Source organism: Streptomyces sp. NPDC046303, from assembly GCF_055588085.1.
In genome coordinates this window covers 137,939-152,406 of record NZ_JBVJFA010000009.1, presented here as the reverse complement: position 1 = coordinate 152,406, position 14,468 = coordinate 137,939, and the positions used below count along the sequence as shown (strand labels likewise).

Here is a 14,468-nt window from a genome sequence, read left to right as displayed (position 1 = left end):
CATGGGTTAATCGGACAAGGCGGGCGTGGCTGGTCACGAGCACCACTCGGGGTGAGGTAGAGTTTTCCCTGTCAGCAAGCGCCGCTAGCTCAGTTGGTTAGAGCAGCTGACTCTTAATCAGCGGGTCCGGGGTTCGAGTCCCTGGCGGCGCACAGACGGGAGAAGCCCCCCGCAGCGAAAGCTGCGGGGGGCTTCTTCGTTTCCTGCGGTGCTGTACGGGTGCCGGGCTAGGCCGCCGTACCGGGCCGGAGGCCGGCGCCCGTCAGGTAGGCGGAGACGACCACGTTCGCGGTGTACTCCTTGGCCGCCTTGTCGTAGGTGCCGCCGCAGGTCACCAGCCTCAGCTCGGCACGGCCCCTGATCCGCTGGCCGTACACCTTGTGCGGGTCGAAGGCCGCCCGCTCGTAGACCCGTACGTCCTCGATGGTGAACTCGGCGACCGAACCGTCCGCCCGCACCACCCGCACCTTCTCGCCCGGCTGCGCCGAGCTCAGCCCGTAGAACACGGCCGGCTTGGACTGCGTGTCCACGTGCCCCACCATCAGCGCGGCCCCGGCGGCGCCCGGCTGCACGCCGTCGCTCCACCAGCCCACCGTGCCCGGGCTGTCGTACGGCGGCGGCTCGATCGCGCCGTCCGCGTCCAGCCCCCGGGAAATCACCGGGGCCTGCACGCCTATGGAGGGCACGTCGACGCGCTGCGGCGGGGAGGCGGCCAGCGGGGCGCGCGCCGCGGGCAGCGCCGGACCCATCGCCCCGCCGGCCTGGCCGGCGAGCGGGGCCGGAACCCCGGTGATCTGCCGGCCCCACAGCCACAGCCCCAGGACCAGCACCGACCAGGCGGCGAAAGTCAGCAGCCGGCCGCCGCCGGAGGACTTGCCCTCGCTCATGCGCCCCTCGTCCGTGCGCCACTCGTTCATGCGCCGCTCACCCGATCGCCGCGCGGTCAGTCACCGCTGCGGCGGCGCCGCAGGGCGAGCGCACGGCCCGCGACGGCCAGGGTGGCGGCGGCTGCCAGGACGGCGCCGATGACCGTGTGCGGCAGCCCCGGCCCGTCGCTGCCGTGCTCGTCCTTCTTCGCCGCGGCCGTCCGGGAGTTCTGGGCGAGTTCGGCGGACATGCCGCCGCCGCCCGCGTGGACCGGCCAGACCGGGGAGGCGTGGTGGCTCGGCTTGCGGTGGGAGATCTCGATGGAGCCGTGGACCTTGTCGTGGCCGTCGCAGGTCACCCGCACCGAGTGCCGGCCCGGCCGGGCGTGCGAGCTGATCATCGCCTCGCCGTAGAGCGGGCTGCGGCCGCCGTCACGGCCGTACAGCTCGGCGTCCACCATGAAGGCGGAGGACTTGGCCTCGCCCCTGGTGCCTTCACAGCCGTTGACGCGCAGCTTGACCTGCGCTCCCGGGTGCGCCGGGTCGGGCTCGACCGAGATGCTGCCGCGGTCGCCCCGGCCGCCCCGGTCCTCCTCACCCGCGAGGGCGGCGGGCGCTGTCACCGCGGAGAACGCCGTCAGGGCGACGGCCACCCCGGCGGCACGGAGAGCGTTGTGAACACTGCGCATGGTGAACCTCCTCAACAAGGAGATTCACGCGCTGCCCGCCGCTCCGCATCCGGAGCGGCGCCGTACGTGTCAGCCGAACGACTTAAACGAGGTCCACCAGGTCGGCGATCGAGTCGACGGTCTTGGTCGGGCGGTACGGGAACCTCTCGGTGTCCACGGCCGCGGTCAGACCGGTGAGGACGAGGAAGGTCTGCATGCCCGCCTCCAGACCGGCCAGCACGTCGGTGTCCATCCGGTCGCCGATCATCGCGCTGGTCTCCGAGTGCGCGCCGATCGCGTTGAGACCGGTGCGCATCATCAGCGGGTTGGGCTTGCCGCAGAAGTACGGCTTCTTGCCGGTGGCCTTGGTGATCAGCGCGGCGACCGCGCCGGTCGCCGGGAGCGGGCCCTCGGTGGAGGGGCCGGTCTCGTCGGGGTTGGTGCAGATGAACCGGGCGCCCGCGTTGATCAGGCGGACCGCCTTGGTCATGGCCTCGAAGCTGTAGGTGCGGGTCTCGCCCAGGACCACGTAGTCGGGCTCGTGATCGGTCAGGACGTAGCCGATGTCGTGCAGGGCGGTGGTCAGCCCGGCCTCGCCGATCACGTACGCGGTGCCGCCGGGGCGCTGGTCGTCGAGGAACTTCGCGGTGGCCAGCGCGGAGGTCCAGATGTTCTCGACGGGGACGTCCAGGCCCATGCGGCTCAGGCGGGCCTGGAGGTCGCGGGGGGTGTAGATGGAGTTGTTGGTCAGCACCAGGAAGGGCTTGCCGGATTCGCGCAGCCGCTTGATGAAGGCATCGGCGCCGGGGATGGGGGTGCCCTCGTGGATGAGGACCCCGTCCATGTCGGTGAGCCAGGATTCGATCGGCTTGCGCTCTCCCACTGGACTGTTCTCCGCTCTCGGTGGCGTCTGACCTCTGTGACCTCTGGTCTGACCGCTGGTCTCTACCACCCTATCGGGGCCGGGTCGCGGGCGTACGGTGCGTCCACGGCCCGGACCCCGGGGGCCTGGACTCAGGCCAGGCGGACGTTGTCGACGGTCCAGTACCAGTTGTTGCTGCCGCTGTAGCGGAAGCGGATCTGGACGTCCGTGGCACCGGCCGGGACCCGGAGGTTCAGGGACTCGGCCCGGGCCACCGCGTCGGCGGTGTAGCTCTTGACGACGGTGGGCGCACCCCCGTTGTAGGAGACCAGGACCTGGGCGGTCTGCCCGGCCTCGTGGCGGTAGTGCGTCTGGAAGGACAGGGTCTTCGTGGTGCCCGCGGTGACCGGCCACGTGGGGGTGATCAGGGTGGAGTCGAAGCTGCCGGTGTGGCTCTTGTCGTCCCACTCGTCGGAGTCGGCGAACACGTCACGGGAGCGGACGTTCAGCTCGCGCCACTGGTCGCGCTGGGCCTGGCTCCAGAACTCGTCGGTCGCGAAGGCCCATCCGGCCCACTCGGTGACACCGCCCGCGCCCATCCCGGAGTTGTCGACGGACCAGCCCGCGGGAGGGGTGTGGGTGAAGCCCTTCACACCGGCCGGAATGCCCGTCTCGTCCACGCGGCCCTGGAGGGCCGGACGCAGGGTGTCGAAGGGGTCGCTGTCGGGAGCGTTCAGCGGGACGCCGTCCAGCGCGGCGGTGGAGACGCCGACCTGCGCGAGCGCGGTCGCGGCGACATCGACCAGCTTCACGTCGTCCCGTACCGAACCGGCCGGAATGCCGGCGCCCTTGGCGATGACGAAGGTGCCGCGCTCCTGGAGGGTGGAGCCGCCGTGGCCGCCCGCGCCGGTGTGGCCGTGGTCGGTGGTGACCAGGACCTTCCAGTTCTCCTGGGCGTAGGTCGGGCGGCTCTGTACGGCGGCCAGCAGCCGGCCGATGAGCTGGTCGGAGCGGCCGATGGCGTCGAGGTACTGCTGGCTGGCCGCGCCGTGGGAGTGGCCGGCGATGTCGATCTCGCCGAAGTAGACGAAGGCGGCGTCGGGGTTCTGGTCGCGCAGTTCGGCGGCGGCCGCGGCGGCGATCTTGGGGTCCTCGCTGCCGTAGCCGTCGCGGTCGCCCTTCAGGGAGAGGCGCTTGTCGACCTTGGCGGAGAAGATCGGGCCGCCCGCGTCGGTGGAGGTGATGGGCTCCCAGTCGGCGGCCGCGTACGTGTTGAGCTCCGGCCTGGCGTTCTCGATGCGGGTCAGAAAGTCCGGGTGGGCCGTGAAGTTCTTGCCGGCGAAGGAGTTGTCCTTCACGCCGTGCCGGTCGGGCCACACGCCGGTGGCGATGGTGGACCAGCCGGGGCCGGAGGAGGTGGCGGCCATCGGGTTCGCGTAGAGGGTGCTGCGGGCGGTCAGGCCCTGGGCCATCAGGCCCTGCAGGTGGGGGGCGTTGGCCGCCTTGACGCGGTCGAGGACCGCACCGTCGATGCCGATGACGAGCACCTTGTCGGTGTTGGCGGCGGCGGCCGCGCCCGCGGCGCCGGCCGGGGTGGCCAGGGCGGAGGCGGCGATCAGGGCGGCGGCGGACGCGGTCGCGGCGATGACGCGTCGTCCGGGCAGGGCAGTGGACACGTACTCCTCCTGGGGAGCAAGTGGGCGGCGGAGGTACGGGGACATGTAACCGGGCCGGACCATAAGGCATTTCGGTCCAGACCCGTTATGCAAGCGTCACTTTTCCGGACCGGGGTGTCCGGGAAGTGACCGGTCAGCTGCCGGTTGCCGACTTCCACGCGTCGACGTACGCGGTGAGGTTCGCGTCGATGTCGGCCCAGTCCGGCTCGAAGACCTCGACACCCGCCATGATCTTGGTGAGCTCCACGGCATTGGCGTCGGTCGGCTTGACGTCGGTGCGCGCCGGGAAGCCGCCGCCGACCCCGCTGACCAGCTGCTGCGCCTCCTCGCTGAGCAGGTGGTCGAGGAGCTTCTTGCCGTTCTCGGTGTGCGGGGCCTTGTCGACGAGGCCGGCCGCGTACGGCAGGGCGAAGGTGGTGGGCTTGCCGCCGTCCTTCGCGGGGAACCAGATGCCGATGTTCGGCATGGACTTGGACTGCGCGAAGTTCATCTGGACGTCGCCGTTGGCGACGAGCAGCTCGCCCTTGTCGGTCTTCGGCGCGAGCTTGCTGGTGGAGGAGGACGGGCCGACGTTGTTGGCCTGGAGCTTCTTCAGGTACTCCATCGCCGGCTCCTTGCCGCCGAAGTCGTGCATCGACTTGATGAGGACGGCGGTGCCGTCGCCCGCGACGCCCGGGGTGGAGTACTGCAGCTTGCCCTTGTACGTGGCGCCCAGCAGCTCCTCCCAGGTCTTGGGGGCCTCGGCGAGCTCCTTCTTGTTGTAGATGAAGCCGAAGTAGTTGTTGACGACGGAGGTCCACTTGCCGTCGGCGGCCTTGTGGGCGCCGTTGACCTTCTCGGAGCCCTGCGGCGTGTAGGCCTGGAGGAGTCCCTTGCCGTCGGCCTGCTGGATGAAGGGCGGAAGCGTGATCAGCACGTCGGCCTGGGTGTTGGTCTTCTCGCGGACGGCGCGCTGCACCATCTCGCCCGAGCCGCCCTCGACGTACTTGACCTCGATGCCGGTCTTCTGGGTGAAATCGGCGAAGACCTTGTCGTACCAGCCGTCGCCCTTGTCGCTCTTGAGGCCGTCGGCGCTGTAGACGGTGACGACCTTCTCCCCGCCGCCCGTGCCGGAGCCGGCGGCCGTGGAGCCGCCGCAGGCGGTGAGGGGGACGGCGAGGGCGAGGCTGCCGGTGACGGCGGCGGTGGTGCGGAGCACGAGCTTGCTGGGCATGGAACTTCCTTACCGGGAAAGGGAGTCGGCGGGGTTCAGCGGTAGGAGGCCTTGGTGCGGATGCGGGAGACGGCCAGCAGGACGAGCAGGGTGGTGGCCATCAGAACCACGGCGACGGCGGACCCGCTGAAGAGCGAACCGCGGTCGGTGGCCGTGAAGATCCGCACCGGGAGGGGCATCCAGTCCGGCGGGTAGAGCATCATCGTGGCGCTCAGCTCGCCCATGGACAGGGCGAAGCACAGGCCCGCGGCCGCGGTGAGCGACGGCAGCAGGAGCGGGAGTCTGATCCGCCACAGCACGTAGCCGGGGCGGGCGCCGAGGGAGGCCGCGGCCTGCTCGTACGCGGGGTCGAGCCGTACGATCGCCGCCGAAACCGACTGGTGGGCGAACGCCGTGACAAGGATCGTGTGGGCCAGGACGACGATCGAGCCGGTGCCGTTGAGGAGCAGCGGCGGCCGGCTGAAGGCGACGAGCACGGCCAGGCCCACGACCACGGACGGCACGGCGACGGGCAGCATGAACAGCGCGTCCAGGGACCTCTTCCCGCGCTTGCCGAGGGCCGCTCCCGCCAGCGCCGCCCAGGTGCCGGCGGTGAGCGCGAGCAGGCTGGCGGCCACGGCGGTGACCAGGCTGGTGGTCAGGGCCCGGAGCGACTCGCCCTGCACGGCGGAGGCGTAGTGCGCGGTGGTCGGTCCGGAGGGGAAGGCTCCGGACCAGTGGGTGGCGAAGGAGGCCGCGACCACGACGAGCAGGGGCAGGGCGAACAGGGGCAGGAAGAGGAGGCCGAAGAGGCTCCAGACGGCCCAGCGGCCCGTCTTGCTATGCACCAGCACGCTTGCCCACCACCCGGTAGAGGCCGAACAGGCCGACGGAGATCACGATGTTGACGACGGCGACCACGCAGGCGGCCGCGTAGTCGGATTCGAGGATCGCCTTGCCGTAGATGAGCATCGGCAGGGTCGTGACGTCCTTGGCTCCGGTGAACAGGACGATCCCGAACTCGTTGAGGCACATGACGAGGACGAGGCTGCCGCCTGCGGCCAGGGCGGGGAGCGCCTCCGGCAGGATCACCCGGCGGATGATCCGGGCGGGCCGGGCGCCGAGGCCTGCGGCGACCTCCAGCTGGGCGGTGTCCAGCTGGGAGAAGGCGGCGAGCAGGGGGCGCATCACGAACGGCGTGAAGTACGTGATCTCCGCGAGCAGGACGCCCCAGGGGGTGGTCAGGAAGTGGAAGGGCCCGTCGGCGGCGCCGGTGATGCCGGTCCAGACTCCGTTGGCCATGCCGACGGTTCCGTACAGGAAGAGCAGGGCGAGGGTGATGAGGAAGGAGGGGAAGGAGAGGAAGACGTCGATGAATTTCGCGACGGCCCGGGCCCCCGGGAAGGGCACGAAGGCAATGACGAGCGCGAGCGCGAAGCCGAGGACGAGACAGCCGGCGGTGGCTCCGACGGCGAGCCACACGGTGGTGCCGAGCGCTTCGCGGAAGCTCTGCGAGGCGAAGACGGAGGAGTAGGCGTCGAAGGCGCCGCCCCCGTTCTCGGGGGTGAAGGACTGCTGCACCACCAGCGCGAGCGGATAGAGGAAGACGAGCGCGAGCACGGCGACGGGCGGCAGAACCCATACGCTGCGCGGCAGCCGAATCCCTCGCCGGTGCCCCCGCGGGGTCGCCTGCCCGTTCCCCTGTGGAAGCGCCTGCGGGGCGTCGGTGCGGCGGGAGGCGGCGCCCGCTCCCTTGCGCGGCTGCGCCGCAGTGTCCAGCCCCGCCGGCGGTTGAGGCGCGGGGTCCGGGGCGGAGCCCCGTGCCTCCCCGGACGGGGTGTCATGGGCGGCTTCGGGCTGACGGCCGGGAGCCGGGACCGGCACGCCGGGGGCCGGAGGGGACGCCTCGGCCGGAGCCGAACCCGCCACCGAGCCGGAGGCCAAGGGCATGGGCTCAGCCATCCGACACCCCAGCGGCCAGCAGCACCGCGTCGCGCGGCTCGAAGTGCAAGGTCACCCGGTCCCCCAGGGCGGGGGTCTCCCGCAGCTCGGGCAGGTCCGCCTTCACGCGGTGGCCGTCGACGTCGACGTACAGCCGGTGCGTCGAGCCGCGCCACTGGACCTCGGCGATGCGGCCGGTGAGCGCGTTCGGTCCGTCGCCGAGGCCGAGCAGGTGCGGACGTACGCACAGGGTCGCGGTGGACCCCGGCACGGCGCGGCCGCGGTCGAGGGCCAGCGGGCGGCCCTCGAAGACGGCGCCCCCCTCGGCCACGGTCACCGGCAGCAGGTTCGCGTTGCCGACGAAGGACGCGGTGAACGCGGTGCGCGGGGTGCGGTACAGCTCCTGCGGGGTGCCGCAGTCCTGGAGCCGGGCCTTGTCCATGACGGCGATCCGGTCGGCCAGGGTGAGCGCCTCGACCTGGTCGTGGGTGACGTACAGGAGGGAGACGTCGGGCAGTTCGCGGTGCAGGCGGGCCAGTTCGGCGAGCATTCCGGAGCGCAGCTGCGCGTCGAGTGCGGACAGCGGCTCGTCGAGGAGGAGCACCCCGGGGCGGATGGCGAGGGCGCGGGCGATGGCCACGCGCTGCTGCTGGCCGCCCGACAGCTCGCGCGGGTAGCGCTGGGCGTAGGCCGCCATGCCGGTCATCTCCAGGGCCTCGGCGACCCGGCCGGGTATCTCGGCCTTGGGCGCCTTCTGGGCCTTCAGACCGAAGGCGACGTTGGCCTCGACCTTCATGTGCGGGAAGAGCGCGTACTGCTGGACGACCATGCCGATGCCGCGCTTGTGCGGCGGGAGCGCGGTGACATCCCGGCCGCCGATCAGGATCCGGCCCGCGGCGGGCCGTACGAAACCGGCGACCGCCCGCAGCGCCGTGGTCTTGCCCGAGCCGGAGGGGCCGAGCAGCGCCATCACCTCGCCGGGCTCCACGGTCAGGTCGAGGGAGTCCAGGACGGTGTGGGCGCCGTAGGCGACGCTGACGCCCTCGAAGCGGATGCCGCTCACGCGGACTCCGCCAGGAGCCGCGGGAGTTCGGCGACGGAGCCGAGGACGTGGGTGGCGCCGTGCGCGGTCAGGGCCGCGCGGTCGTGGGCGCCGGTGAGGACGCCCGCCACGGTCCCGGCGCCGGAGCGCCGGCCGCTGAGCATGTCGTAGGCGGTGTCGCCCGCGACGACGATCTGCCGTACGTCGTCCACGGCGCCGGTGCGCAGGAACGCGGCCAGCACCATGTCCGGGTACGGGCGGCCGCGGCCGCCCGCGTCGGCGGGGCACAGGGTGAGGTCGGCCAGGTCCTGCCAGCCCAGGGCGTCGAGGATGGCGTCCTGGGTGGCGCGGGCGAAGCCGGTGGTCAGGGCGACGGTGCGGCCGTCGGCGCGGAGCTCCTCGATGGCCTCGCGGGCTCCGGCGACCGGGGCGATCAGGCCGGCGTCGACGAGTTCCCCGTACGCCTCCTCGAAGGCGGAGTTGGCGCGCTGGGCGAGGTCCTCCGCGCCGAAGAGGTGACGGAAGACGGAGATCTTCGACTCGCCCATGGTGTCGCGCACGTACCGGAGCTTCTCGGCGTGGTCGGCGCTGCCCGGCTCGACCCCGAGGCGCTCGGCGGCGCGCTCGAAGGCCCGCTCGACGAGGCCGCCGTCGGCGACGGTGGTACCGGCCATGTCCAGGACGATCAGGTTCTGCCTGTGGTGCTCGGTCATCTGACTTACCAGCCCAGTTCGTTCGCGGTGGTCTCGGCTATGGCGGGCGAGCAGGTCATACCGCGCCCGCCGGGTCCGGTCACCAGCCAGACGCCGTCGGCCACCTGCTGGCGGTGGACGACGCGGGTGGTGTCGGTGCACTGCGCGTACACGCCCGCCCAGCGGTGCCTGATCTTGGGCAGGGGGCGGCCCAGGAAGGACTCGACCACCTCGGCGAGGTGCTCGTAGGGGTCTTCGAGGGTGTCGAACGCGAAAGGGTGCTCGTACTCGTGGGTGTCGCCGATGGTCAGTCCGCCGTCCAGGCGCTGGACCATCAGCAGCTGCATCTTGTGGGCGGCGGCGATCGGGGCCTGCGCCTGCCCGGCGGCCAGCGCGTCGAGGGCGGCGGACTTGTACGCGGGGTAGTAGCGGAAGCTGTCGGCGTCCGCGACGGAGGTGGTCAGCGGCTCTCCGAGCGGGGCGGTCTGCATCATCTGGAGGCGGACGCGGCGCACGGGCAGGTCGGGGACCAGCTCGCGGACCAGGCCGGACAGCCAGGCCCCGGTGGCCAGGACGACCGCGTCGCCGCGGTGGACGTGGCCGTGGTCGTCGCGGACGGCGCCGGGGCCCGCGATCTCGCGTACTTCCCGCCCCGGGAGGAAGGTGTACCGGCCGCCGGCGCTGAGGGCTTCGCGGAGGCGGAGCTGCGCGGTGCGCGGTTCGACGGCCGCGTCCCGTTCGCACCACAGGGCGGCCTCGAAGGCGCCGCGCAGGGCCGGGTTGATCTCCCGGGCCTCGGCGGCGGTGACCAGCTGGTAGCCGCGGGCGGCGGCGTCGGGGCGGGCCGCCGCCGCCTCGGCGACCGCGTGCTCACGGGCGTTGCGGAGGGGGGTGAGGGAGCCGATGGCGCGGAAGCCCAGTCCGGGCACCTCCGCGCCGATGCGCTCCCAGAGCGCACGGGCCCGCAGGGCGGTGTCGAGCTCCTCGCCCCCGGCCCGTCCGCTGACCCAGATCTGGCCGAAATTGCGCAGGGACGCGCCGCGGGCCTCGGCTTCCCGCTCGATCTGGACGACCTCGTGGCCGCGTTGGACTGCTTGCCAGGCGTGCATGGTGCCGACCACGCCGCCTCCGACGACTATGACTCTCACGCCGCCCACGGTGGGCGGCGCCCGTGGCCCGGGGGGAGCCGGCGGGCGACGCGCCGGTGAACAGCCCCCCAAGCTTGGACTAGACCCGTTATCTTTCTGTGATCTGAGTGCGTCCTTTTGGGTCGGGTAAGGGGTGGTTCCGGCGGGGCTATTCGGGCCGCAGACGGGTCGTGAAGCTGAACCGGTCGCCACGGTAGAGCGAACGCACCCGCTCCAGGGGCCGGCCGTCCTGATCCCGCGAGAAGCGGTGGATGAGCAGCATCGGGAGGGCGGGCGGGGTGCCGATCAGCAGGGCTTCGCGGGGCGTCGCGAGGACCGTCTCCAGCTTTTCGTCGGCGTCCCCGAAGGAGATGCCGAGCCGGTCGCGGAGGTATCCGTAGAAGGAGGAGTCCGGCGGGAAGTCGGTGTCGAGCCGCGGAGCACGGGAGACCCGGACGTAGGTGCTCTCCAGGCCGACCCGCTCGTCATCGGCCAGCAGGACCCGCTCCAGGTGCCAGACCGGCTCCCCGGCCTCGGCGCCGATGCCGGGGGCGAGGTCGGGCGGGCACGGGAACTGCTCCAGCCCGATCAGGTGACGGCCCGGCCGGCGGCCCTGACGGCGGACGCCCTCGGTGTAACTCGCCAGGGACAGCGGCTGCTCCAGCTTGGGGCCGGCGACGACGGTCCCGCGGCCGGCGCGGCGCAGGCGGCCTTCCAGCAGCAGCTCGCGCAGGGCCTGGCGGACGGTCTCGCGGGACACCTCGTACCGCTCGGCGAGATCGCGCTCGGTGGGCAGCGATCCGCCCTCGCCGAGCTCGTCGAGGAGCTCGGCGATGCGGGCCTTGACGGCGTAGTACTTCGGGATGCGGCCGTGCTCGGGGATGCCGGAGCGGACGGGCGAGCCGGGACGGTGGTGCGGGGTCTGTTCTTCCACGCTGGGACTCTATGCGGGCCGGGTGTACGGAGATCGGCGGGCGGGAGCGGCGGACGCGGGATGGGAAGACGCCGGATCGGCGGGCCGTAGGTCAGCGGGCGGGGCCGCGCAGCCGCCGGGCCCCGATCACGAGTCCGCCGCCGAGGGTGAGGGCGGCCACGGCACCGGCCCCCGCCCCGTACGCCCGTTCGCGCGGCCCGGTGTGCGCGAGGGAGCCCGCCTCGTGGGGGGCTTCCGGGCCCTCGACGGAGAACCGGTACCCCCCTGCCTCGCCCACCCAGTCGCCGTCGTCGCCCTTGCGCTGCACGAGGGCGGCGTCCGCGAGGACCTCCCCGGTGGGCGCGTCGGCCGCGAAGGCGAGGCCGACGCGGACGGTCAGCGACCCGCCCGCGGCGACGGTGAAGCCGGGGAAGGCGGACCCGCCGTCGAAGACGGCGATGATCTCGTCGCGGTCGGTCCGCTCCAGGCTGACGGGGAGGGTGCCGCTCGGGGTGTCGAACTCCATGCGCAGGTGGGCGGGGCGCAGGGCGCGGGCCTTGTCGGTGAGGACGACCACGGGGTGGATGTCCGTGCAGAGGGATGTGGTGGTGTTCGTCAGGTCCAGGTACCAGGTCTGCGGGCCGCCGCCAGTGCGGTACACGGCGGGTCCGCCGCGGATCCGTGCCCCGATGGGGAAGGCGGTGCTCTTCCCGTCCCCGCAGGTGGCCTGCGCGCGGGACGGCAGCGCGGGAGCCGGGCGCGCCCCGCTGCCGGTACCGATGTCCGCACCGGCGGTGGATGCGGTGGTGGCGGCCAGGGCGGCGGAGAGGGCGGCGCCGAGGGCAAGGGCTGTGCGCACTCGCATGGAAGACCCCTCGCTGCTCACCGGACGGAACGATGGTAGGACGAGGTGACCATCACCCCGCCCAGCCCGCACCCTCCCACGCCCCCGATCCCCACCCGGCCCACCACGCCCGGGCCCCTCTGCTTTACCCTCGAACGGCGCAAACAGTCAAAAACCCCCCGGGCCCTCACCCCGTCCGCCCGAAGACCGGTCCGAGCACCAGCTCCGCGGCCCCCTCCGCGATCCCGGCCTCGGCCAGCGCCACCTCCACCGCCCCGCCGCCTCCGGGCCCCCGCACCGCGATCGCCCGCCGGACCCCCTCCAGGAACACCTCCGGCGCCCCGGCCACCACGCGCCCGCCCAGCACCACCCGCTCCACATCCAGCAGCGCCACCAGGTTCGCCGCCCCCTCCCCCACGATCCGCGCGGCCTCGGCAAGGTCCCCCCGGGCCACCGCCGCCAGGCACAGGACCTCCGCACACCCGCGCGCCCCGCACCGGCACGGCGGCCCGTCCAGCCGGAGCACCTGGTGTCCGAACTCCCCCGCCCCCGAACGCCCGCCCCGGTAGACCTCCCCGCCCAGCCGCAGCCCGGCCCCGAGCCCGGTTCCGACGTGCAGGTACACCGAGGTGCCGCGGGCCCCGGGGGCAACGGCGGCCGCGCCGGCGTTCGTGTCCTTGTCCAGCAGCACCGGCATCCCCATCCGCCCTGCCAGCACCTCCCGTAGCGGAAACCCCGCCCACTGCGGGAACCCCGTGACCCGGCCCATCACCCCGGCCCGGTGGTCCAGCGGCCCCGGCGCGGCCACGCCGACCCCCAGCAACGGCCGGCCGCCCGGGTCACCGACCCGCGCGAGCGCCCGTACGACGACCTCCACCACCGCATCCGGACCGGCCCCGAAGTCCAGCGGGCCGCGGCTCTCGGCGACGACCGTGCCGGCCAGGTCCACCCGTACCGCCCGCAGCTCGTCGCGGTCCAGGTGCACCCCGGCCGCGTACCGGGCCTGCGGCACCAGCCGGAGCAGGGTGCGCGGCTTGCCTCCGGTGGACACGGCGCGGCCGGCCTCCGCGACGAGCCCCTCCCCGCACAGCCGTGCCGTGATCTTGCTGACGGCCTGCGGGGTGAGGCGGGCGCGGGCGGCGAGTTCGGCACGCCCGAGTCCCGCCGGCCCGGCGCCGCGCAGCAGGTCCAGCAGGAGCGCCTCGTTGTGGCCGCGCAGCGCGGGCAGGTTCACGCCGCCACGCCCGTACGCGTACCCGTGGCCATGGCCGTGCCCGTTCTGGTGCCCGTGCCCGTGCCCGTGGCCGTGCCCGTGCCCGTCCCCGTGCCCGCGCCCGTCCCCGTGGCCGTGCCCGTCCGAGTCTCCGTGCCCGTCCCCGTTTCCCCTGTTCACCCGGCCATTGTCCACCCTCCTTGCACTTCGGCAACACTGTTGCCAAAGTGGCACCCATGAACGTCACCGCCCCCGCCACCCCCCGCTCCGCCCCCCTCCGCGTCGGCCTGATCGGCTACGGACTCGCCGGTTCCGTCTTCCACGCCCCCCTCGTGGCGGCCACCGACGGGCTCGTCCTCGACACCGTCGTCACCTCCGATCCGGCCCGGCAGGCGCAGGCCCGCGCCGCATTCCCCGAGGTCCGGATCGCCGCCTCGCCCGACGAGCTGTGGGCGCGCGCGGGCGGCCCCGAGGCCCTCGGCCTCGTCGTGATCGCCTCCCCCAACCGGACCCACGTCCCGCTCGCCACGGCGGCCCTGACCGCGGGGATCCCCGTGGTCGTGGACAAGCCGCTCGCCGCCACCGCCGCCGAGGCACGCGAACTCGCCGCCCTCGCCGAGCGGACCGGCACGTTCCTGTCCGTCTTCCAGAACCGCCGCTGGGACAACGACTTCCTCACCGTCCGCCGGCTCCTCGCGGACGGCGAACTCGGCGAGGTCCAGCGCTTCGAGTCCCGCTTCGAGCGCTGGCGCCCCCACCTCAAGGGCGGCTGGCGCGAGTCGGGCGCCCCGGAGGAGATCGGCGGCCTGCTGTACGACCTGGGCAGTCACGTCGTGGACCAGGCGCTGGTGCTCTTCGGCCCGGCGGTACGGGTCTACGCGGAAGCCGACGTGCGCCGTCCGGGCGCCGAGACCGACGACGACACCTTCATCGCCCTCACGCACGCGAACGGCATCCGCTCCCACCTCTACGTCAGCGCCACCACCGCCCAACTCGGGCCGCGCTTCCGCGTCCTGGGGTCCCGGGCCGGCTACGTGAAGTACGGCCTCGACCCGCAGGAGGGCGCCCTGCGCGAGGGGCTGCGCCCGGGCGCGGACGCACCGTGGGGCGAGGAGCCCGAGCACCTGTGGGGCCGGCTCGGTTCCGGGGAGTCCCCGCTGACCGGCGGCGGCACCCCGGTACCGACGGCCCCGGGCGACTACCCGGCGTACTACGCGGCGGTCGCGGCGGCCCTGCGCGAGGGCGGGCCCGCTCCGGTCACGGCGTACGAGGCCGCGCACTGCCTGGAGGTCCTGGAGGCGGCCCGTACCTCGTCCCGGGACGGAGTGACCGTCGAGCTGTGAGCCGGCGCTCACGGAAATCGGCGAACCCGGGCGGCCAAACGATCTATCCTGCACGGATTGCCATCAACGTGATCATCACGTGTGTGAAG

General features: G+C 73.1%; 14 protein-coding genes and 1 tRNA gene. 2 read left to right on the top strand and 13 right to left on the bottom strand.

All coding sequences use genetic code 11. The features are described from left to right. Positions 1-78: 78 nt before the first annotated feature. Positions 79-152 (top strand) — tRNA-Lys (locus ACZ6I1_RS12225). 75 nt (positions 153-227) lie between these two features. On the opposite strand, the gene ACZ6I1_RS12220 is transcribed toward ACZ6I1_RS12225, so the two are convergent. From ACZ6I1_RS12220 to ACZ6I1_RS12160, 13 genes are all read right to left on the bottom strand, one after another. Further along, positions 228-887: a class F sortase gene (locus ACZ6I1_RS12220; protein ID WP_469286284.1), complete on the bottom strand. Its 660-nt coding sequence runs from the start codon at positions 885-887 to the stop codon at positions 228-230. 56 nt (positions 888-943) lie between these two features. Then, positions 944-1,555 (bottom strand): hypothetical protein, encoded by a 612-nt coding sequence (locus ACZ6I1_RS12215; RefSeq protein ID WP_469286114.1) that lies wholly within the window; start codon positions 1,553-1,555, stop codon positions 944-946. 82 nt (positions 1,556-1,637) lie between these two features. After that, a complete protein-coding gene (locus ACZ6I1_RS12210) occupies positions 1,638-2,417 on the bottom strand; it encodes an HAD-IIA family hydrolase (RefSeq protein ID WP_469286112.1) in 780 nt (259 codons plus the stop codon). 131 nt (positions 2,418-2,548) lie between these two features. Then, positions 2,549-4,072 (bottom strand): alkaline phosphatase family protein, encoded by a 1,524-nt coding sequence (locus ACZ6I1_RS12205; protein WP_469286110.1) that lies wholly within the window; start codon positions 4,070-4,072, stop codon positions 2,549-2,551. A gap of 133 nt (positions 4,073-4,205) precedes the next feature. After that, a complete protein-coding gene (locus ACZ6I1_RS12200) occupies positions 4,206-5,285 on the bottom strand; it encodes a 2-aminoethylphosphonate ABC transporter substrate-binding protein (protein WP_469286108.1) in 1,080 nt (359 codons plus the stop codon). Positions 5,286-5,320: 35 nt separating this feature from the next. Continuing rightward, positions 5,321-6,118 (bottom strand): ABC transporter permease, encoded by a 798-nt coding sequence (locus ACZ6I1_RS12195; protein WP_469286106.1) that lies wholly within the window; start codon positions 6,116-6,118, stop codon positions 5,321-5,323. After that, positions 6,105-6,926, bottom strand: coding sequence for a 2-aminoethylphosphonate ABC transporter permease subunit (locus tag ACZ6I1_RS12190; RefSeq protein ID WP_469286282.1), 822 nt, complete (start codon positions 6,924-6,926; stop codon positions 6,105-6,107). The genes ACZ6I1_RS12195 and ACZ6I1_RS12190 overlap by 14 nt, the downstream gene beginning before the upstream one ends. A 292-nt stretch (positions 6,927-7,218) precedes the next feature. Beyond that, on the bottom strand, positions 7,219-8,268 hold the full coding sequence (locus tag ACZ6I1_RS12185; RefSeq protein ID WP_469286104.1) for an ABC transporter ATP-binding protein: 1,050 nt from the start codon (positions 8,266-8,268) through the stop codon (positions 7,219-7,221). Continuing rightward, a complete protein-coding gene (locus ACZ6I1_RS12180) occupies positions 8,265-8,960 on the bottom strand; it encodes a phosphonatase-like hydrolase (protein WP_469286102.1) in 696 nt (231 codons plus the stop codon). The genes ACZ6I1_RS12185 and ACZ6I1_RS12180 overlap by 4 nt, the downstream gene beginning before the upstream one ends. Positions 8,961-8,965: 5 nt before the next feature. Next, a complete protein-coding gene (locus tag ACZ6I1_RS12175) occupies positions 8,966-10,087 on the bottom strand; it encodes a TIGR03364 family FAD-dependent oxidoreductase (RefSeq protein WP_469286100.1) in 1,122 nt (373 codons plus the stop codon). Positions 10,088-10,235: 148 nt separating this feature from the next. After that, entirely contained in the window at positions 10,236-11,000 is a 765-nt protein-coding gene (locus ACZ6I1_RS12170; protein ID WP_469286098.1) for a GntR family transcriptional regulator, read from the bottom strand. Positions 11,001-11,091: 91 nt separating this feature from the next. Next, positions 11,092-11,844, bottom strand: coding sequence for a hypothetical protein (locus ACZ6I1_RS12165; RefSeq protein WP_469286096.1), 753 nt, complete (start codon positions 11,842-11,844; stop codon positions 11,092-11,094). A gap of 166 nt (positions 11,845-12,010) precedes the next feature. Beyond that, a complete protein-coding gene (locus ACZ6I1_RS12160; RefSeq protein ID WP_469286279.1) occupies positions 12,011-13,057 on the bottom strand; it encodes an ROK family transcriptional regulator in 1,047 nt (348 codons plus the stop codon). 215 nt (positions 13,058-13,272) lie between these two features. On the opposite strand from ACZ6I1_RS12160, the gene ACZ6I1_RS12155 reads away from it, so the two are divergent. After that, entirely contained in the window at positions 13,273-14,379 is a 1,107-nt protein-coding gene (locus ACZ6I1_RS12155) for a Gfo/Idh/MocA family protein (protein WP_469286094.1), read from the top strand. Positions 14,380-14,468 lie beyond the last annotated feature (89 nt).